General features: G+C 66.9%; 18 protein-coding genes and 1 pseudogene. 8 read left to right on the plus strand and 11 right to left on the minus strand.

All coding sequences use genetic code 11. The features are described 5' to 3' along the window. Window positions 1-52: 52 nt before the first annotated feature. The 4 genes from gcvH (at window position 53) to VVS03_RS02375 (ending at window position 3,498) form a co-directional block, all read left to right on the plus strand. The gene (gcvH, locus tag VVS03_RS02360; protein ID WP_290222530.1) at window positions 53-442 is read left to right on the plus strand and encodes a glycine cleavage system protein GcvH; all 390 of its coding nucleotides are present in this window, start codon (window positions 53-55) and stop codon (window positions 440-442) included. A gap of 161 nt (window positions 443-603) precedes the next feature. Continuing rightward, on the plus strand, window positions 604-1,440 hold the full coding sequence (gene lipB / locus VVS03_RS02365; protein ID WP_368518997.1) for a lipoyl(octanoyl) transferase LipB: 837 nt from the start codon (window positions 604-606) through the stop codon (window positions 1,438-1,440). A gap of 104 nt (window positions 1,441-1,544) precedes the next feature. Further along, entirely contained in the window at window positions 1,545-2,597 is a 1,053-nt protein-coding gene (gene lipA / locus VVS03_RS02370) for a lipoyl synthase (protein WP_290222535.1), read from the plus strand. 115 nt (window positions 2,598-2,712) lie between these two features. Continuing rightward, window positions 2,713-3,498 carry a DUF4191 domain-containing protein gene (locus VVS03_RS02375; protein WP_368533838.1) on the plus strand — a complete coding sequence of 262 codons (786 nt, stop codon included), beginning with the start codon at window positions 2,713-2,715 and terminating at the stop codon, window positions 3,496-3,498. A gap of 97 nt (window positions 3,499-3,595) precedes the next feature. Here VVS03_RS02375 and VVS03_RS02380 read toward each other — a convergent pair whose 3' ends face one another. Continuing rightward, window positions 3,596-4,069, minus strand: a complete 474-nt coding sequence (locus VVS03_RS02380) for an RDD family protein (protein ID WP_368518995.1) — start codon at window positions 4,067-4,069, stop codon at window positions 3,596-3,598. A 178-nt stretch (window positions 4,070-4,247) separates the two neighbouring features. On the opposite strand from VVS03_RS02380, the gene glnA reads away from it, so the two are divergent. Both glnA and VVS03_RS02390 read left to right on the plus strand, forming a co-directional pair. Beyond that, window positions 4,248-5,684: a type I glutamate--ammonia ligase gene (gene glnA, locus VVS03_RS02385; protein WP_368518994.1), complete on the plus strand. Its 1,437-nt coding sequence runs from the start codon at window positions 4,248-4,250 to the stop codon at window positions 5,682-5,684. 138 nt (window positions 5,685-5,822) lie between these two features. After that, on the plus strand, window positions 5,823-6,197 hold the full coding sequence (locus tag VVS03_RS02390) for a hypothetical protein (RefSeq protein ID WP_368518993.1): 375 nt from the start codon (window positions 5,823-5,825) through the stop codon (window positions 6,195-6,197). Here VVS03_RS02390 and VVS03_RS02395 read toward each other — a convergent pair. The 4 genes from VVS03_RS02395 to thrC are packed head-to-tail and all read right to left on the minus strand — an operon-like array spanning window position 6,184 to window position 9,213. Continuing rightward, window positions 6,184-6,714, minus strand: a complete 531-nt coding sequence (locus VVS03_RS02395) for an NUDIX domain-containing protein (protein WP_368518992.1) — start codon at window positions 6,712-6,714, stop codon at window positions 6,184-6,186. The genes VVS03_RS02390 and VVS03_RS02395 overlap by 14 nt on opposite strands. A 27-nt stretch (window positions 6,715-6,741) precedes the next feature. Continuing rightward, a complete protein-coding gene (locus tag VVS03_RS02400; RefSeq protein ID WP_368518991.1) occupies window positions 6,742-7,653 on the minus strand; it encodes a trypsin-like serine protease in 912 nt (303 codons plus the stop codon). Continuing rightward, on the minus strand, window positions 7,634-7,768 hold the full coding sequence (locus VVS03_RS02405) for a hypothetical protein (protein WP_290222556.1): 135 nt from the start codon (window positions 7,766-7,768) through the stop codon (window positions 7,634-7,636). Before VVS03_RS02405 ends, VVS03_RS02400 begins: the two co-directional genes overlap by 20 nt. 2 nt (window positions 7,769-7,770) lie before the next feature. Next, window positions 7,771-9,213 carry a threonine synthase gene (gene thrC, locus VVS03_RS02410; RefSeq protein WP_368518990.1) on the minus strand — a complete coding sequence of 481 codons (1,443 nt, stop codon included), beginning with the start codon at window positions 9,211-9,213 and terminating at the stop codon, window positions 7,771-7,773. A 130-nt stretch (window positions 9,214-9,343) separates the two neighbouring features. Between thrC and VVS03_RS02415 the strand changes: the two genes are divergently transcribed. Beyond that, window positions 9,344-10,675 carry a nitrate/nitrite transporter gene (locus tag VVS03_RS02415; protein WP_368518989.1) on the plus strand — a complete coding sequence of 444 codons (1,332 nt, stop codon included), beginning with the start codon at window positions 9,344-9,346 and terminating at the stop codon, window positions 10,673-10,675. Between the two features lie 538 nt (window positions 10,676-11,213). Here VVS03_RS02415 and VVS03_RS11305 read toward each other — a convergent pair. The 6 genes and pseudogenes from VVS03_RS11305 to VVS03_RS02445 form a co-directional block, all read right to left on the minus strand. After that, a pseudogene (locus VVS03_RS11305) lies at window positions 11,214-11,447 on the minus strand (AAA family ATPase); the annotation flags it as partial. 18 nt (window positions 11,448-11,465) lie between these two features. Continuing rightward, on the minus strand, window positions 11,466-11,735 hold the full coding sequence (locus VVS03_RS02425; RefSeq protein ID WP_368518987.1) for a hypothetical protein: 270 nt from the start codon (window positions 11,733-11,735) through the stop codon (window positions 11,466-11,468). 103 nt (window positions 11,736-11,838) lie between these two features. Beyond that, complete coding sequence (locus VVS03_RS02430) at window positions 11,839-12,360, minus strand: hypothetical protein (RefSeq protein ID WP_368518986.1); 522 nt, start codon at window positions 12,358-12,360, stop codon at window positions 11,839-11,841. 74 nt (window positions 12,361-12,434) lie between these two features. Continuing rightward, window positions 12,435-12,758 (minus strand): hypothetical protein, encoded by a 324-nt coding sequence (locus VVS03_RS02435; protein ID WP_368518985.1) that lies wholly within the window; start codon window positions 12,756-12,758, stop codon window positions 12,435-12,437. Between the two features lie 208 nt (window positions 12,759-12,966). Continuing rightward, window positions 12,967-16,149, minus strand: a complete 3,183-nt coding sequence (locus VVS03_RS02440; RefSeq protein ID WP_368518984.1) for a bifunctional [glutamine synthetase] adenylyltransferase/[glutamine synthetase]-adenylyl-L-tyrosine phosphorylase — start codon at window positions 16,147-16,149, stop codon at window positions 12,967-12,969. 35 nt (window positions 16,150-16,184) lie between these two features. Further along, on the minus strand, window positions 16,185-17,522 hold the full coding sequence (locus VVS03_RS02445) for a glutamine synthetase family protein (RefSeq protein WP_368518983.1): 1,338 nt from the start codon (window positions 17,520-17,522) through the stop codon (window positions 16,185-16,187). Window positions 17,523-17,742: 220 nt separating this feature from the next. Between VVS03_RS02445 and VVS03_RS02450 the strand changes: the two genes are divergently transcribed. Then, complete coding sequence (locus tag VVS03_RS02450) at window positions 17,743-18,780, plus strand: DUF2786 domain-containing protein (protein ID WP_368533837.1); 1,038 nt, start codon at window positions 17,743-17,745, stop codon at window positions 18,778-18,780. Window positions 18,781-18,908: the final 128 nt, after the last annotated feature.

Consider the following 18,908-nt stretch of genomic DNA (forward strand, 5'->3'; position numbering starts at 1 on the left):
TTCTAAAATAAAGCCCGATAACGCCCGATCCTTTCAGAAAGGACTTTTACCCATGGCCAACCTGCCTGATAACTACTCCTACTCCGAGGACCACGAGTGGCTGGCTGCCGCTCCGGACGACGTCGTGGGCAAGACCGTCCGCGTGGGCATCACCTCGGTCGCCACTGAGCGCCTGGGCGAGGTCGTCTTCGCCGAGCTGCCGGCCGTCGGCGACTCCATCACCGCAGGCGACTCCTGCGGTGAGGTCGAGTCCACCAAGTCCGTCTCCGACCTGTTTGCTCCGGTCACCGGCACCGTGACCGCCGTGAACGAGGGCGTGCACGATGACTACTCCGTCATCAACAACGATCCCTTCGGCGAAGGCTGGCTCTTCGAGGTCGAGGTCTCCGAGGCCGGCGAGCTGATGACCGCCGCCGACTACGCCGCCGCCAACGGCATCTAGAACCGACGCGCTGGCCCCGTACAGCGCCCGCCTCCCGGCAAGGCCGGTAACCCGCCTGTGGATTTACACGGTGGCGTTACCGCTTGCTGGGGGCGCTTTTGTATACCCAGTTGGGCAGCCGCCCGTGGACTGCCGGGCCAAGCGAATTACAATGGGTATCTATGACTGCACCGCGCGATCCTTTCTTCCCCGCCGACCGCTCCATTCGCGCCGACAACGCGCCTTTGGACATCCGCCACCTGGGCCGGATGGACTACCAGGAAGCCTGGGACCTGCAGGCCGACCTGGCCAAGCAACGCGCCCGCGGCGATATCGGGGACACGGTGCTGGTGGTCGAACACCCCAGCGTCTACACGGCCGGTAAGCGCACCATGGAATCCGACATGCCGGATAACGGCCAGCCCGTCATCACCGTCGACCGCGGCGGCCGGATTACCTGGCACGGGGAAGGCCAGCTCGTGGTCTACCCCATCATCCGCCTGGCCGAACCCGTCGACGTGGTCGACTACGTCCGCCGGCTGGAAGAAGCCACCATCCAGACCGTGCGCCAGATGGGGGTCACCACCGCCGGGCGCATCGACGGCCGCTCCGGGGTCTGGGTGCCGTCCACCACGCAGCCGAAGGACCCGCAGGCCCCGCACCGCGACCGCAAGATCGCCGCGCTGGGCATCCGGATTACCCGCGGGGTGACCATGCACGGCCTGGCGTTGAACTGCTGCAACACGCTCGAGTTTTACGAGCACATCGTGGCCTGCGGCATCGACGACGCCGACGTGACCACCCTGTCCCTCGAGCTCGGCCGCCACGTCGGCCTGGAGGAAGCCACGGAGCCGCTGCTGAGCGCGCTTGACGATGCCCTCTCGGGCCGCCTCGTCGTCGCCGACCACACTTTCGGTTCCGCGCCGGATCCGACCAAGCTGGCCAACGAGGCGCGCCGGCGCGCCCGGCAGCAGGCCGCCACCCCCGAACGAACGACCCCGGCCGCCGGCCAGGAATGATCACACCGCTTTAGTGGTTGTGACTGAGGCATCCCGGCGTGCCGGATGCCCCGGAAGACCGGACATTTTCCACTTCGCCAACTCAACAACGTAGGGTAGACAACGTGACTATTAAGCCTGAAGGACGGAAGCTGCTACGCATCGAGAAAAAGAATGCGGAATCTCCGATCGAGCAGAAACCCCGATGGATCCGTAACCAGGTGCGCACCGGCCCTGGCTACGAAGATATGCGCAACCGCGTCGCCGGCGCCTCCCTGCACACGGTCTGCCAGGAGGCCGGCTGCCCCAACATTCATGAGTGCTGGGAATCCCGCGAGGCCACCTTCCTCATCGGCGGCGACTCTTGCACTCGCCGCTGCGATTTCTGCGATATCAAGACCGGCAAGCCGGACGCCCTGGATACCGACGAGCCGCGCCGCGTGGCAGAGAACATCCGGGAGATGGACCTGAACTACACCACCATCACCGGCGTGACCCGCGACGACCTGCCGGACGAGGGCGCATGGCTCTACGCCGAGGTGGTGCGCAAGATCCACGAGCTGAACCCGCACACCGGCGTGGAAAACCTCACCCCGGACTTCTCCGGCAAGCCGGACCTGTTGCAGGAGGTCTTCGAGGCCGAGCCGGAGGTCTTCGCCCACAACCTGGAGACGGTCCCGCGCATCTTCCGCCGCATCCGCCCGGCCTTCCGCTACGAGCGCTCCTTGGATGTCATCCGCCAGGCGCACGACTACGGGCTGATCACTAAGTCCAACCTCATCCTCGGCATGGGCGAGACCGCCGAGGAGATCGAGGAGGCGCTGCGCGACCTGCGTTCGGCCGGCTGCGACATCATCACGATTACGCAGTACCTGCGCCCCGGCCCGCGCTTCCACCCCATCGAGCGCTGGGTCCGCCCGGAGGAGTTCGTCTCCCACTCGAAGCTGGCCAAGTCCCTGGGCTTCGGCGGCGTCATGTCCGGCCCGCTGGTCCGCTCCTCCTACCGCGCCGGCCGCCTGTACGTGCAGGCCATGGAGGCCCGCGGCCGCGAGCTGCCCGCCCACCTGTCCCACCTGGCCGAGACCTCGAAGGGCGCGACCGCCCAGGAGGCCTCCACGCTGCTGGACAAGTACGGCCCGTCCGAGGAGACCCCGGTGACCGCTCGCGTCAAGAGCTAAGCCACCGCCAGGTACTCACCTGTCTACCTTTTAGCTGACTTCTAACCGTTGCGGGGCCGCGCGAAAGCGCGGCCCCGTTTCCAGTTTGTGGGCACAACCCTTTAGAGTAGAGGGCATGGCACAGGGAAATACTAAGGCCGATCTCAAGGCCGCTAAGAAGGCAGAGAAGAAAGCCAAGCGCGAAAAGGGCAAGCAGACACGCCGCCAGATGTGGCAGGCGTTCCAGATGCAGCGCAAGCAGGATAAGGCGCTTATCCCGCTGATGCTGCTGGCCTTCCTGGGCCTGGGCCTGCTCTTCTTCCTCATCGGCATGCTCTTCAACGGGCAGTGGTTCATGCTGCCCATCGGCTTGGCGCTGGGTGCGCTGCTGGCCATGTTCATCTTCACCCGCCGCCTCGAGCGCGACATGTACAAAAAGGTCGAAGACCAGAAGGGCGTGGCCGGCTACGCGCTGGAGAACCAGCTGCGCAACACTGTCGGCATCGTCTGGAAGGTCGAGCAGGGCATCGCGGTGACCCGCCACCAGGACCTGGTCCACCGCGTCATCGGTAACCCGGGCGTCGTGCTGGTCTGCGAGGGCGACAAGAAGCGCCTGGCCGCGACCGTGGGACAGCTGAAAAAGCGCATCGACAAGCTCGCCGCCGGCGTGCCGGTCTACGAGGTCTACGTCGGTGAAGGCGAGGGCGAGGTGCCGCTGGCCAAGCTGCGCAGCCACATCATGCGCCTGCCGCGTAACTACAACAAGAACGAGGTCTACGCCAACGCCCGCCGCATCGAGGCCATGGATTCCCTGCCGGGCCAGATGCCGGGCGTGCCCAAGGGCCCCATGCCCCAGCAGGCCCGCAACATGTCCGGCATGAACCGCCGCATGCGCCGCGCCGCCGGCCGCAAGAAGAAATAAGGTCCCCGCGCCAGATAAAAACTGCGCCCGCCTCCTACCCCAAACTTTCTCGGGCTGGGAGGCGGGCGCCGTTGTTTTTGCGGGCCGGGGCTGGAAATTAAGCCATGATGACCGTGGTGCCGGTGCCGCGGTCGTGCATTCCGCGCCCGTCGGCGTCGACCATGGCGGCCGGGAAGAAGACGGCCGTGAGCAGCGTGCGCACGGCCGCGCGCCAGAAGCCCACGCGGGTGCCAGGAGCGTCGACGCGGGCCACGCCCATGCCCAGCGCCGCCATGCCGGGGGTACGGGCAAAAAGCCAGCCGCAGACGATGCCCAGGATGATCCAGATGCCATACCCCAGCGCGGCAGCCGCACCGAGGGCGTCGGTGAACTGGGTGATGATGATGGCCAGGACCATGCTAATGACCCAGTCGATCAGCACCCCGCCCGCGCGGCGCATGACCGAGGCCTGCGCGCCCGAGCCGCTTTTCGGCAGGCCCAGTAGCTCCCCGGGCCACCGGGAAACCGCCTCGGCGGAATCATACTCACCAGGGATGCTCGGGCCGTCCAGCCACGTTTTCTTGTCAGCCATAGCCACTAATCTAGCGGGGGCACACCGGGGAAGGAAAGCCACGCCCAGAAATACCGAAATCTATCGCGCAATAGGTGATTTGTTAAAGTGGTAAGGCAATTCCTCAAATGTCTTTGGGCAGCGCGTAAAATCTTTACCTAGAGCCCATTTTTATCTCAAAATTTTCAGGAGCATGACCATGGCTTTCGAGACCGTTCAGGACATCGTAAAGTTTATTCAGGACGAAGACGTCCGCTTTGTCGATATCCGCTTTACCGATGTCCCGGGCATCGAGCACCACTTCAGCATCCCCGCCTCCGAGTTCGACGAGGACACCGCCGCCGAGGGCCTAGCCTTCGACGGCTCTTCCATCCGCGGGTTCACCTCCATCGACGAATCCGACATGACCCTGCTGCCGGATCCGTCCTCGGCCATGATCGACCCGTTCCGCACCGAGAAGACCCTGAACATCAAGTGCTTCGTGCACGACCCGTTCACCCTCGAGCCCTTCACCCGCGACCCGCGTAACATCGCCCGCAAGGCCGAGGAGTACCTGAACTCCACTGGCATCGCTGACACCTGCTTCTTCGGCGCGGAGGCCGAGTTCTACATCTTCGACTCGGTGCGCTATTCCACCGACGTCCACGAGGGTTTCTTCAAGGTCGACTCCGACGAGGGCTGGTGGAACCGCAGCGCTGAGACCAACATCGACGGCACCCCGAACACCGGCTACAAGACCCGCGTGAAGGGCGGCTACTTCCCCACCGCGCCGTACGACAAGACCGGCGAAGTCCGCGACGCCATGGTCCGCAACCTGCAGGACGCCGGCTTCGACGTCGAGCGCTTCCACCACGAGGTCGGCACCGGCGGTCAGAACGAGATCAACTACCGCTTCAACTCCATGCTGCACGCGGCTGACGATGTCCAGTCCTTCAAGTACATCATCAAGAACACCGCCGCAGCCTACGGCAAGACCGCTACCTTCATGCCCAAGCCGCTGGCCGGCGACAACGGCTCCGGCATGCACGCCCACATGTCCCTGTGGAAGGACGGCACCCCGCTCTTCCACGACGAGTCCGGCTACGGCGGCCTGTCCGATACCGCCCGCTATTACATCGGCGGCATCCTGCACCACGCTGGCGCGGTCCTGGCCTTTACCAACCCGACGCTGAACTCCTACCACCGCCTGGTGCCGGGCTTCGAGGCCCCCATCAACCTGGTCTACTCGCAGCGTAACCGTTCTGCGGCCATCCGCATCCCGATTACCGGTTCCAACCCGAAGGCCAAGCGCATCGAGTTCCGCGCCCCGGACCCGTCCGGCAACCCGTACCTGGGCTTTGCTGCCATGATGTTGGCCGGCATCGACGGCGTGAAGAACCGCCTGGAGCCGCACGCCCCGGTCGACAAGGACCTCTACGAGCTCCCGCCGGAGGAGGCCGCCTCCATCCCGCAGGCCCCGACCTCCCTGGAGGCCTCCCTGGAGGCCCTGCGCAACGACATGGACTTCCTGACCGAGGGCGACGTCTTCACCGAGGACCTCATCGAGTCCTACATCAAGCTCAAGGAAGACGAGGAAATCACCCCGGCCCGCCTGCGCCCGACCCCGCTCGAGTACGAAATGTACTTCGACTGCTAGTCCCCTAGCCTTCCGCAGGCTTTCCTGCCCCCAGCCGGCGTCCCTCGTGGGCGCCGGCTTTGCTGTATCCAACGGCCGGCCGTGATTGACGCCAAAGCCACCACCTTAGTATTCCACGGTCGTGCTAGGTTCGTTTCCATGTCCAACCCCCTCACCTTCGTCGCCCTGGAGACCGCCGACGTGGCGGCGGTGCGGCAGGTGCTGGGGCCCTTGGAGCGCGGCGGGATTTACCTGACCCGCCCAGGGCTGGTGCTGGAGACGTCCTGGCTGGGGGACGGCGCCCGCGACGTCTACGCGACGGCCTGGGCGTGGGGCGCGGGCGATGCCGGCCTGTTCTACGCGCTGGCTGCCCGCGGCCGGCTGCTGGTCACCCCGGCGCGCGGGGCGGTCGACATCGTCGTCTGCGGGCGAATCCATGGCCGCGAAGAGGTCGACAACGGCATCGATAGCTTCGCCTTCGCCGACAGCCCCGAGCAACTGCGGGAGCTTATCGGGCCACCTAGTTGCGCTTAGCGTAGCCGATCCGGGGGCGGAAGCCGGCGGGGTGCTTCATTTGCGCGACCGCGTCCGCAATGACCATCCGGTGGCGGGCGGTGAGCGACTGCGGCAGCTGCGCCACGGAGAACCAGCCGACCTCGGTGTTTTCGTCGTCGGCGAGGTGCGGGACGGCATCGTCAGGCACGCTGAGCCGCAGGGTGGTGTCCATGAACAGGCACTTGTCGCCGTTGCCGTATTCCACGGGGCCGACCTGGCCGACGCCCAGGAGGGCCTCGACGCGGGCCTCCAGGCCGACTTCCTCGGCGACCTCCCGAATGGCGGTGGTGCTGATCTCCTCGCCCGGCTCGGCGATGCCGGCCACCGGGGCCCACTTATCGTTATCCGCCCGGCGCGCCAACAGCACGGTGGGTACCTCCCACAGAGGCGCGCCCTCCGGCACGCCGCGCACGATGATGGCGGTCACGGCGGGCAGGAAGAGCTGGTCGTGGCCGATCTTTTCACGCAGGGACACAATGAAATCCGGGGTTGCCATACCCCTAGCCTACGGCACGCAGCGACCTTAAGGGGTGCCGGCGTCGGCGCGGGCTACCTCGCCCCACAGCCCGTCGGCCAACCGCTGGACCTCCACCGCCGGGGTGAAGGAGAGCTCCATGTCCGGGTAGTCCTCGCACGTCGTGCCGCCGTCCATGCGCTCGGTGGTGCCGGAGACCAAGCCGATGATGACAGGCCGGCCGTCGCGCTCGGCGTAGACGGGCCCGCCCGAGTCGCCCGTGCGCGCACACATGCGGGCGCGCGCGGACTCGGATTCGAGCTGCTCGCCGTCGGCATTGAGCTTGCTCAGCTCCGGTAGGTGGGTCACCTCCCCGCAGGTCTTGTGGGTGGATCCGCCCAGCTTGCAGGCCTGGTCCGGCAGCTGCGCCAGCTGCGTGGCGATATTGGTCTCCAAGGACTCGGCGGTGTGGAAGGGAATCTGACCCGAGGTTCCCGCCTCGTTGAGTTCGATAAAGGCCACGTCCAGGTGGTGGGTGTCCGCGGCGTAAAAATCCGAGTAGACCACCTGGCCCACCGGCTCCGCGGGGTAGGAAAACTCGCCGTACTCATCCGCGGCCCACACCTGGTCGCCGACCTTGCCGCAGTGCGATGCCGTCACGGCAAAGGACCGGCCGTCCGGCAGGCTGAAGGAGTAGGCGACGCTACACAGCTGATAGCTGAAATACTCCCCCGGCTGCGGCGTCTGCACGGACAGGTGGATGGCCGCGCCCGGCGGCACGGGCGCGAACTGTGGGGTAAGGATCTCGTCTTCGCGCGGCGGGAGCTTGGTCTGCTCCGCCGCCGCGCCCAGATCCGTCGCGGGCGCGGTGCGCTGGCTGGTCTCCTCCAGCGGGTCTTCTACCGGCAGGCTGCACGCGCTGGACAGCGCCACCACCGCGGCGGCCGCGAGGACCCCGCGGCTAGCTCTGCGAAGCACCATCGTCCGGGGTGGTCTCGTCCTCTTCCTCGGCCGCTTGGGCCCGCAGGTCACGCAGGAACTTCTCCGGATCGAATTCCGTGTGGTACTCGGGCCCAGCGAACTGTTCCTGTGCCATTGTTAGACCTCCGTGGTGTCAATCGAGCGGGTGATGTAGTCCTTGACCGCGGCGGCATCGTTCGGCAAGTCCGCCACGGTACGTTCCGCCTCCAGGATACCGGCAAAACGCTCGGGCACCTCCGGCTCCCGGCCGGTGGCCTCCCGGATGGTGTCGGCGAACTTGACCGGCAGGGCCGTCTCCAGGCAGATGATCGGGGTATCCACGCCGGCCTCTTGGGCCGCGCGGGCGGCCTTGACGCCGTCGGCGGTGTGCGGATCGATGAGCACCCCGTAGCGCTCGTCGACGTCCGCGATGGTGGCCAGCCGGTCCGCGTGCGTGGAGCTGGCGGAGGTGAAGCCGAACCCCTCCCGGGCGTCTTCCAAAAGCTCCGGGGACACGGAGAAGCCGCCCTCCTTGACCTTCGTGCCGAACCAGTCGGCCACCTGGGCGGCGTCCCGGCCGGTCAGGTCGAAGACGAAGCGCTCGAAGTTAGAGGCGCGGGAAATATCCATCGACGGCGAGGAGGTCTTGAAGGTCTCCGCGGCCGGGCGCGGGCGGTAGTTGCCCGTGCGGAAGAACTCGTCCAGCACGTCGTTCTCGTTGGTCGCCACCACCAGGGTGTCGATGGGCAGGCCCATCTGGCGGGCGATGTGGCCGGCGCAGATGTCGCCGAAGTTGCCCGTGGGCACGGAGAAGGAGACCTTCTGCTGGTTGTTGTCGGTCACCCGCAGCCAGCAGGAGACGTAGTAGACCACCTGGGCCAGCAGCCGGGCCCAGTTGATGGAGTTGACCGCGCCGATCCGGTAGTCGCGCTTGAACTGGGCGTCCGCGGAGACGGCCTTGACCACGTCCTGGCAGTCGTCGAAGACGCCGTCCAGCGCGATGTTGAAGATATTCGGGTCATCCAGTCCGAACATCTGCGCCTGCTGGAACGGGGTCATGCGCCCGGCCGGGGTCAGCATGAATACCCGGATGCCGGGGCGGCCGCGCATGGCGTATTCCGCCGAGGAGCCGGTGTCCCCGGAGGTCGCGCCCAGAATATTCAGCGTTTCTTCCCGGCGCGCCAGCTCGAATTCGAAGAGCTCACCGAGCAGCTGCATGGCCATGTCCTTGAAGGCGGCCGTCGGGCCCTCCGACAGGTGGCCGATAAAAAGGCCGTCGCCCAGCTCGGTGACGGGCACGATCTCCTCGGAAGCAAACTTCGGGTAGGTATAAGCGCGCGCGGCGATCTGCTCCAGGTCTGCCGGGTCAATATCGTCGATATACAGCTTCAAGACCTCGGCGGCGACCGCGGCGTAGCCCTTCTTATCGGATAGGGTGCGCCAGCTGGTCAGCAGCTCATCATCCAGCTGCGGGTAATGCTCCGGGAGGTAGAGACCGCCATCCGGGGCGAGCCCGCCCAGCAGAATATCGGTAAATTTGGCCGGAACCTGGTCCACATCACGCGTCGAAATATAATCCACGCGGCTAAGTCTAGCGGTTCCGGGCGTGCTCGGGGCCCCTTTTATCCCTTCCCTTGCCGGGGCCCGCCGCGGCGCCGTGCCCGTCGGTCCCCAGTCGACAAAAATTCGCGCGGTAGTAAACTAAGCGGCCATGTCGACTCCTGAGAATCACCGCCCCAACCCGCGGGAAGTCATCACCACCAAGGCGCTGTATGTCTGGGTGGCCGCGGTGTTGGTCTACATCGTGGCGATTACCGGGCGCACCTCCTTCGGCGTGGCCGGCGTCGACGCCATCGAGCGCTTCGGGGTCGACGCCTCCCGGATCGCGGTGTTCACCTCCGTCCAGGTCGGCGTCTACGCCCTGGCCCAGATCCCCACTGGCATTGCCATCGACCGCTTCGGGCCGCGCAACATGCTGGTCGTCGGCGCGGTGGTGATGGGGATCGGCCAAGTCATCCTGGGCTTTACCACTAATTACTGGGTGGCCATCGGCGCCCGCGTGCTCATCGGCGGCGGGGACGCGACCGCGTTCCTGTCGGTCATGCGCATTTTGCCCTACTGGTTCCCGCTACACCGCACGCCGATGCTCACGCAGGTCACCGGTTCCCTGGGCCAGCTGGGCCAGTTCCTCTCCGCGGTACCTTTCCTCTGGTTGCTGGGGGCCACCGGCTGGACGGCGGCGTTTGTCAGCCTGGGCGCGGTGGGCATTATCATCGCGCTGGCCGCGGCCGTCGCGGTGGCCGACTCCCCGGAGAAGGCCGGCGTCTACGAGGAAAAGGTCGTCGAGGTCCAGCCCAACTCCCAGGCGCTGTCCATCCCCCAGCGCCTGAAATCCGTGGTGACCTCCCCGGTGGCCTGGCAGGCGTTTTTCATCCACTACTCCAACATGTTCTTCCAGATCGTCGTGGTGATGATGTGGGGCGTGCCCCTGATGACGCTCGGCATGGGCCTGTCGGAGGCCTCCGCCGGCCTGGTGCTGACCATCAACTCCGTCTTCCTCGTGCTCATCGGCCCGCTGCACGGCAAGATCTCCGCGCGCACGGGCAACGCCCGCGACCTGATCGCCGTCGGCTTTTCCACCCTCCACGTGCTGTTCTGGGCGTGGTTCTTTTCCACTTCGGAACCGCGCGGCTTGGCCGCGGCCCTAGGCTTCGCCTTCATCATCGCCCTCTGCTGCCCGTCCGCGAACTACGGCTTCGACCTAGTCCGCGAGCACCTGGGCCGCGACGTGGTGGCCACCGCCACCGGCCTGGGCAATATGGGCGGCTTCATCGCCGGCATGCTGGGCGCGCAGTCCTTCGCCTTCCTGCTGGACTCCCATTCCCAGGGCGCGGCCTACGAGTGGGGCGATTTCCGCTACGCCGCCTGGGCCATTCTGGCGGTGTGGTCCGTCGGCGTCACTGGCATCCTGTTTACCCGCTGGCTCCGCCGCGGCGAAGACGAGCCCGGCCCGCGCATCCGCATCACCCGCCTGCCGGAATAACCGCTTCCGGGTCTTTTCAGCTGTCCTCTTCGTCTAGCTCCGGGCGGGTCAAAAATTCCGCGACCGCTTCCGGTTCCGCGATGAATTCCTGGGTGGCCCGGTACGCGTCGGTCTCACGGTAGGCCACGTCCTGCAGGCCGAAGTCGTCGAACTGGAAGATCTGCGCCCCGGGCACGCCCAGCAGGATGGGTGAATGCGTGGCGATGAGGAACTGGGCGCCGCGCTGGACAGCCTGGTCGATCTCGGCGAGCAGCGCCATCTGGTGGATGACCGACAGGCCCGCCTCCGGCTCGTCCATGAGGTAGAGCCCGCGGCCGTCGACGTATTCGCCGAGGATATCGAAGACAGATTCGCCGTGGGATCGCTTCATCAGGTCCACGCCCCGGCTGAGGTTGTTGCGCCTGGCGGCCCGCTCGGACTCGTCGCGCAGCAGGTCAAAATGGGTCTCGTTGCGCAGGTAGTACCCGCGCAGCACCGCCTCATCGAAGCGCAGGGCCAGCCAGTGGGACAGCTCCGACTCCGTGTTGGTCCCCTTGACCCCCTCGGGCAGCAGCGGGCCGCCCCGCCCGCTGAAACCGGCGCTCAGGGCGATGGCCTCCAGCAGCGTGGACTTGCCGGCGCCGTTTTCGCCGGCGAAGAACGTCACCGGGCTGCGAAAGTCAATTTTGCCGAACTCCTGCAGGTAACGGGTTATCGGAAGCTCCCACACGTAGGCGCTACTCGCGCGGTGCCGGCGCTGCTCAAAGGGCCGGAACGCCACCGTTGTCAGCATGTCGGGCCACGACCTTCCCTAGTAGAGCTCGCGCAGCCGGGCAGGCAGCGCATCGGCTATCCGTTCAACCAGCCCAGTCTCGGCGCTGCCAGGGGGCAAGGCGCTGGCCGGGTGCAGCCCTACCCTACTGGTAAACGGCAGGTACGTCTCGGCTGCTCCGGCCCCGGCCACCACGAAATCGTTGACCGTGGCCGCCATGGCCACGCCGCCTAAAATCGGCACTCCCAGTGCGATTGCCAGCATCCCGAGGGTCTGCCAGCGCCGGCGGGCGGTGTAAGAACAGGACATAAACGTTACCTTTCCGTTATCTTCTAAGGGAAAGAATAAGCGTCGCGTCTGTGTGGGCGGTGGCCGGTTCCTGCCATCTCGCTGCCGGTTGCCCGGCCCCGCGCTACTGGTCGTCGTTGCTGGCCACCAGCGGGCCGGACTGCCCCTCGATGAGCCCCTCGTCGAAGGCCTTGAGCACTGCCTCAGCCTCGTCCTCGCTCAGGCGGCCCTCACTGACGGCGGTGTCCATGACCGCCTCGAGCTCCTCGCGGGATTGCTCCCGGCTATCGCCCGCCTCGAAGGCCTGCTTGGGCATGGCGGCCTCCGGGATACCCAGTGCCTCGGCCAGCTCGACCAGGCGGTAGCCCGGGCGCGGCTCTTCCTCTTCCTCGTCCGGGGCGGTGGTCTCCGGCCCGGTGGCCAGGGAGGCGGCGTCGCCGACCGTGCGGCCTTGGTGCGTGGTGTTCAGCGGCCACATAAACCAGACCGCCACCAGCGCGAAGATCAGGGCCAGGACGGCCACGGCCCCGGCGACGACCCACTGCTGACGATGCCCGTCCGCCGGCCCGCGCACCGCCTGCGCGGTCCCCGCCGGCTGCTCCGCCGGGGTGTGGTGCGAAGGCGAGGTGGGTTCTGTGCCTGCCATGCTGGCCCCTTGCCTGAACTAATAGAGAATCGAATGAACAAATACTAGTGCTGAACTCTCGGGAATTCTAGCGCCTAGAAGTGCCCGAAGCTATCACCGCGGCGCGGCGGCTCCTGCCGGCCGCTCAAGATATCGATCACGCTGCGGATGGCCTGCTCGCCCACCGGGCCGAAGTTGGGCTTGCGCTCGTCGACGCCGCGGCCGTCTTCGTCGACCACCTGGTGCGGCGCCTCGGGACGGTTGTGCCCGGCAGGTCCCTCGATGCTGATGATGAGCTTGTCGTCTTCTACCTTCAGCTCCGTATCCGCGCCCGCGCCAGCCGCGCGCGCCGAGTCCATAAATCCGCTTAAGTCGCGAAAGGTAGCCGCCGAAAGATCCAAAGAAATCCGCAGTGCCATTATTTTTCTCCTCTACTCTAGGTCCGCTGGTGGTGGGTTTAGTTCGCGTTGGTGCCGCGTCCGCGGTGGGGCCGTATATGGGGCCAGCCACCGTGGACGGCACCTCCCAGTCTAGGAAGACTAACTCGGCTTGCCTAGGCAAAAGCCGACTTTGCCAGCAAAATCAGGGCGAAATCCGGGCGACCCCCTAAGGGGAGGCCGCCGCCTGCTAATCGTGCTCGAAGGATTCGGCCTCGCCCCAGAAGACCTCGTCGACCACGCGGCGGGCGTGCCGGGTCAGCTTTAGGTAGGCCTCCAGGAATTCCTGGTTGTCCTCGGGCGCCCAGCCGGCCGCGCCGGCCACCTGGGCCAGCTGCGGGCCCGGCTGCGGGAGCTGGTCCACGCGCTTGCCGCGGACCAAGACCAGGGCGTTGCGGGCATCGGTAGCCATCAGCCACGCCTCCCTCAGGCTGGCCACCTGCTCGGCGTCAAGCACCTCGCACTCCTCCAGCGCGTCGAGTCCCCGCAGCGTCGACGGGTCGTGGAGCTGGGCGAACTCGTGCGCGTGCATCATGGTCAGCAGCTGGACCGTCCACTCGATATCGGTCAGCGCGCCGCGGCCCAGCTTGGTGTGGGTGTTGCGGTCCGCCCCGCGCGGCAGGCGCTCGTTGTCCACGCGGGCCTTCATCCGCCGGATAGCGCGGATGGTGGACTGGCTCACGCCCTCACTGGGGTACCGGAAGCGGTCGATGACCTCCAGGAATTTCTCCCCGACGTCCTTGTCGCCGGCCACGAAGGCCGCGCGCAGCAGCGCCTGCATCTCCCAGGGCTCGCCCCACTGGTCGTAATAGCGCTCGTAGGAGGCGATGGTGCGCACCACCGCCCCGGACCGGCCCTCCGGGCGCAGGCCCAGGTCGACCTCCAGGGGCGGATCGCCCGAGGGCTTGGACAGGCGGCGCCGCATCTTGTCCACGATCCCGATTGCCCACTTGATGGCGGCGGTCTCGTCCGCGCCCGGCGCGGGCTCGGCCACTATCATCACGTCCGCGTCCGAGCCGAAGCCCAGCTCCATGCCGCCCAGCCGGCCCATGCCGATAACGGCGATTCGCGCCGGCGGGCTCACCGGCTGCGCGGCCGGCGCAGCGTCGGCATCGTCAGCGTTTTCAGTGTTCTCAGTGCCGGCGGGTGCCTCGGCGGTTTCGGCTGCCGCTTCCTCCTGAGCGCGCAGCCAGGCGCGGATCTCGGCGCGCAGGGCGGCTTCCAGCACCGCGTCCCAGACCAGGGACAGGTCCCGGCAGACCTGCTCGACCGGCATAAATCCCAGCAGGTCCGCGGCGGCGATGCGGGCGAGCTCCACCCGCCGCAGCGAACGCGCCACGGCCACCGCCTTGTCCGGGTCGGCGTGCCGCTTGGTGGAGTTGACCAGCGCCTTGAAGGCCTGCTCCGGCTGGGCGTCCATGAGCTTCGGCCCGGCGGCGCCGTCGGAGAGCAACTTGACGGTATCCGGCGCGGCGATGATGAGATCCGCGGTGTACGGCGAGGTGCCCAGGATCTTCATCAGCCGCTGGCCGACGATGCCCTCGTCCCGCAGCATCCGCAAAAACCAGGTGCGGTCAAAGGCCGCCTCCGACAGCTTGCGGTAGTTGAGCAGGCCCATGTCCGGATCGGCGGTGCCAGACAGCCACTCCATCAGCGTCGGCAGCAAAATCGCCTGGATCTTGGCCTTGCGGGAGCTGCCCGCCGCCAGCGAGGTCAGGTGCTCGAAGGCGCGGTCCGGGTAGTTATAGCCCAGGGCGGCCAGCTGCAGCTTCGCGGCCTCCGGCGACAATTTAAGCTCCGCGGAGCTCATGGAGACCACCGAGTGCAGCAGCGGGCGGTAGAACAGGCGCGAATGCAGCTGCGAAATCCGGTGGCGGATGGTGCGCAGCGTCGCCGCCATCATCTGGGCGGCAGAACGCTGGCCCGTGGGCGTGAACCCGGAGATCTTGGCCAGCCACTTCCACGCGTCCGCGTCATCGTTGGGTGGCATGGTGTGGGTGCGGCGGAAACGCTCCAGCTGCAGGCGGTGCTCGAGCAGCCGCAGGAATTCATAGGCCTCGATGAGCTGGTTGCCGTCCTCGCGGCCGACGTAGCCGGCGCTGACCAGGGCGGCCAAGGCGTCGACGGTAGACAGCACGCGCAGGCTCTCGTCGGAGCGGCCGTGGACCAGCTGGAGCAGCTGGATGGCAAACTCCACGTCCCGCAGGCCGCCCGCACCCAGCTTAAGCTCCCGGGTGCGCAGGTCCTCGGGCACGTTGTCGAGCACCCGGCGACGCATGGCCTGCACGTCTTCCACGAAGGACTCGCGCTGGGAGGCCGACCAGACCATCGGCCCGATTTTGTCCAGGTAGTCCTGGCCCAACGGCAGGTAGCCGGTCTGGGGGCGGGCCTTGAGCAGCGCCTGGAACTCCCAGGTGTGCGCCCAGCGCTGGTAGTACTTCACGTGCGAGTCCAGCGTGCGCACCAGGGCCCCGGACTTGCCCTCCGGGCGGAGGTTGGCGTCCACCTCGAAGAAGCACTTGGTGCCAATCTGGATGAACTTCGAGGCCACCCGCGTCGCCTTGCCCAGCCGGGCGTCGTCTTCCTCGCTCAAGGGCTCGGCCACGAAGATGACGTCGACGTCGGAGATGTAGTTGAGCTCCCCGGCCCCGCACTTGCCCATCGCGATGACGGCCAGCTGGCTATCGAGCGGGTCCTCGCCATAGACCGTCGCCGTGGCCACCGCCAGCGCCGCGGTCAACCCCGCGTCCGCCAGCGCCGTGGTCAGCCGGGTAACCGTGGAGTATTCGATGCGCGGCTGCGGGCTCGACTGCCCCTTGCGCGAATAGAACGTGCCCGCCAGGTCGTGGCTGGCCACGCGCATCATCAGCGTCCGGTAGGTCGACTTCAGCGCCCGCGTGGCGTCCTGGCCCGTCGTGCCCGCAACGTAGCTGCCCGGGGTGGTCAGCTGCGCACTCGCCGTGTCCGGCCGGTCGAGTTCGGCGGCGAACTGCGCGGGGCGGGCATCGACCGCGCCCAGAAGCTGCGCGAGCATCTCGTCTGGCTCCGGCAAAGGCTCGGCCAGCTGGCGCCACAGCTCCGGCTCGGCGGCCAGGTGATCGCCCAGCGCCGTCGATGCCCCCAGAAGCGCCAGCAGCCGCACCCGCAGCGCCTCGTTGGTGCGCATCTGCTGATCCAGCTCGCGGCCGGAATCATCCAGGCCCTGGTAGAGGCGCATCACCGTGTTGAGCGCCAGATCCGGGTCCCCGGCCGCGGCCAGGCACCAGAGCAGCTCGGTGGATTCGGCGTTGTTCCAGCCCAGCCACTCCAGGTCGGCGGCCGCGCTCTCCCGGGTCAGCCCCAGGGTGGCCGGGGAAGGTACCGTCGCGCGCACAGTCAATTGCCCCTTTCGCTTGGGTCGGTAAAGGCTTAGTAGTTCAGGTTGTGGCGCAGCTCGAAGGAGGTGATCTGGCGCTGGTAGGCGTGCCACTCATCCCACTTCGAGCGCAGGAAGAACTCGAAGACGTGCTCGCCCATGACCTCGGCCATGAAGTCGGACTTTTCCAGGTGGCGCAGCGCCTGGTCCAGCGACATGGGCAGGTCCTTATATCCCATCGCCCGGCGCTCCCGGCGGGTGAGCTGGTGCACGTCGTCCTCGGCCGGATCTCCCATCTCGTAGCCCTCCCGGATGCCCTTGAGCCCGGCGGCCAGCAGCACGGCGTAGCCCAGGTAGGGGTTCATCGCGGAATCCACCGAGCGGATCTCCACCCGGCGCGACTCCTCCTTGGTCAGCCGGTAGGTCGGCACGCGGACCAGCGCGGAGCGGTTGGACACGCCCCAGGTCGCCGAGCCCGGGGCCTCCGAGCCGAACATCAGGCGCTTATAGGAGTTGACCCACTGGTTGGTCACCGCGGACATCTCGTTGGCGTGCTCCAGGATGCCGGCGATGAACTGCTTGGCCGTCGTCGACAGCGAAAACTCATCATCCGGGTCGTGGAAGGCGTTGGACTCGCCCTCAAACAGGGACAGGTGGGTGTGCATGCCGGAGCCGGAGTATTCCTCGAAGGGCTTAGGCATGAAGGTGCCGCGCACGCCCAGGTCGGCGGCGACCTTCTTGATGACGTAGCGGAAGGTCATGATGGAATCCGCCATGGTGATAACGTCCGCGTGCCGCAGGTCGATCTCCTGCTGGCCCGGCGCGGTCTCATGGTGGCTAAACTCCGTGGCGATGCCGAGTTCCTCCAGGTAGAGCATGGCCTGGCGGCGGAAGCGCGGGGCGGCGTCCTGGGTGGCCTGGTCGAAATAGCCGCCGTTGTCGGTGGGCAGCAGGTCTTCTGCCTCGGGGCGCTGCTGCAGCAGGTAAAACTCGATTTCCGGCGAGGCCATGCAGGTAAAGCCCTCGTTGGCCGCCGCGGTGACCTGCCGGCGCAGGATGTGGCGCGGGTCCACCATCGACGGCTGCCCATCGGGCTGGGCGATGTCGCAGAACATCCGCGCGGACTGCAGCTCCGGCTCGTCGCGGTCGAAGGGCATGATCTGGAACGTCGACGGGTCCGGCAGCGCGATCGTGTCCGATTCGGAGATGCGCGAAAAACCTTCCACGGAGGATCCGTCGAAGCCCACGCCCTCCTCGAAGGCGGATTCCAGCTCGGACGGGCTCATCACCACGGACTTGAGCGCGCCCAGGATATCGGTGAACCACAGGCGGATAAACCGGATGTCCCGCTCTTCGACGGTACGCAGCACGAATTCATGTTGGCTGTTCATGGATTCCACCTTAGTAGGCCGGCCCGGCCGTAGTGGGCTTTGTCGCGGACCAGTCCGGTGGGCCATTGCAGGGTGGTCACATTGCCCGCCTGCGGTCAGTAAGCGGGGGTAGCAAGCAGGGGAAGCTGCCGCCGATGCCCCACGCCCGGCGTGGTCGGATAAGGCCACCACAGCACCCAACGCACTCACTACCGTTTAGACGAAAGGAACCTTTAGCCCCATGCGTTTTAGCTACCACCGCCGCCTTGAGCAATTAGCCGATTTCCTCATCCTTGTCGCCCGCGCCGGCTGGCGGCCGGAGGACCTCATCCACATCTGTGGGCCCTATACCCACCAGATGGTCTTTTACGCCGCCGCCCGCATCCCGGCGCACGTAACCAGCCCGGCGCTACGGCACGCCTGGTTGACCATCGGGCCGCCGACCGATCCCACCGTCCCGGATGAGGCCATCGACCAACTCTTTGAGGATTTCAAGTCCCTGCCCAGCCTGCCCGACTGGGAGCTTCTGGATCCTTCTCAGGCCGCCGAGGCCGCCATGACGTCGGCGCAGCGCAAGGCCGCCGGCAAGGTGGAGGCCCTGCTGCGCAAAGCCGAGTCCACCGAGTTTTTGGACGAGGCCGAGACCCTCATCGCCAAGGCGCAGCAGCTGCGGCAGGAATACCGCCTGGCGGAGGCTTCCGCCGGCGCCGACCAGGCCACCGCCTGTATTGCCCACCGCGTGCACCTGCACGCGCCCTGGGTGGCTTACCAGGCCGTGCTGCTCAGCGTTATCGCCGCGGCGAACTCGGTGACCGCCTTGCTGGTGGACAAGCGCGGCCTGGCCGTGCTGGTGGGCGCTCCCGACGACTGCGCGCACACCGCGGACCTGTTTGCCAACCTCAACCGCCAGTGCGACTGGCACATGCGCAACGGCGCGGACGCGGAAATGGCCAAGTACTTCAGCCAGACCGCCTCCTACCGACGCAGCTTCCGCCTGTCCTATGCCGCGCGCATCTCCGAGCTCCTCGAGGAGGCCAACCGCGCCGGTGCGGCCAGCGCCGACGGGGACGCGGGTGGCGACGGCCTCCTGCCCGTCTTGGCTGAGCGCATGGCCGCGGCTCAGGAGGCCCTCGAGCAGGTCTACCCGCACACCAGCCAGTCGAGCCTATCGATGAACAACCCGCTGGGAGCCGGCGCCGGGGCCAGCGCCGCGGAGCGCTCCCACCTGGGCGGCGACTCCTCCGGCCTTGCGCCCCACCAGCGTGCGCTGAGCGCCTAACCCCATCGTGGGGTCAGAGGCGGGCCCACCGGCTGCCGACGCTTTCCGGATTCCGCGCCGGCGGGTGATGGCCCCGGCACGCATAAATATTCAGCCGGGTATGATCGCAGCTAATAGGCACAGCAGTC

Origin of the sequence: Corynebacterium sp. LK2537, from assembly GCF_040946485.1 — a bacterium.
Lineage (GTDB): Bacteria > Actinomycetota > Actinomycetes > Mycobacteriales > Mycobacteriaceae > Corynebacterium.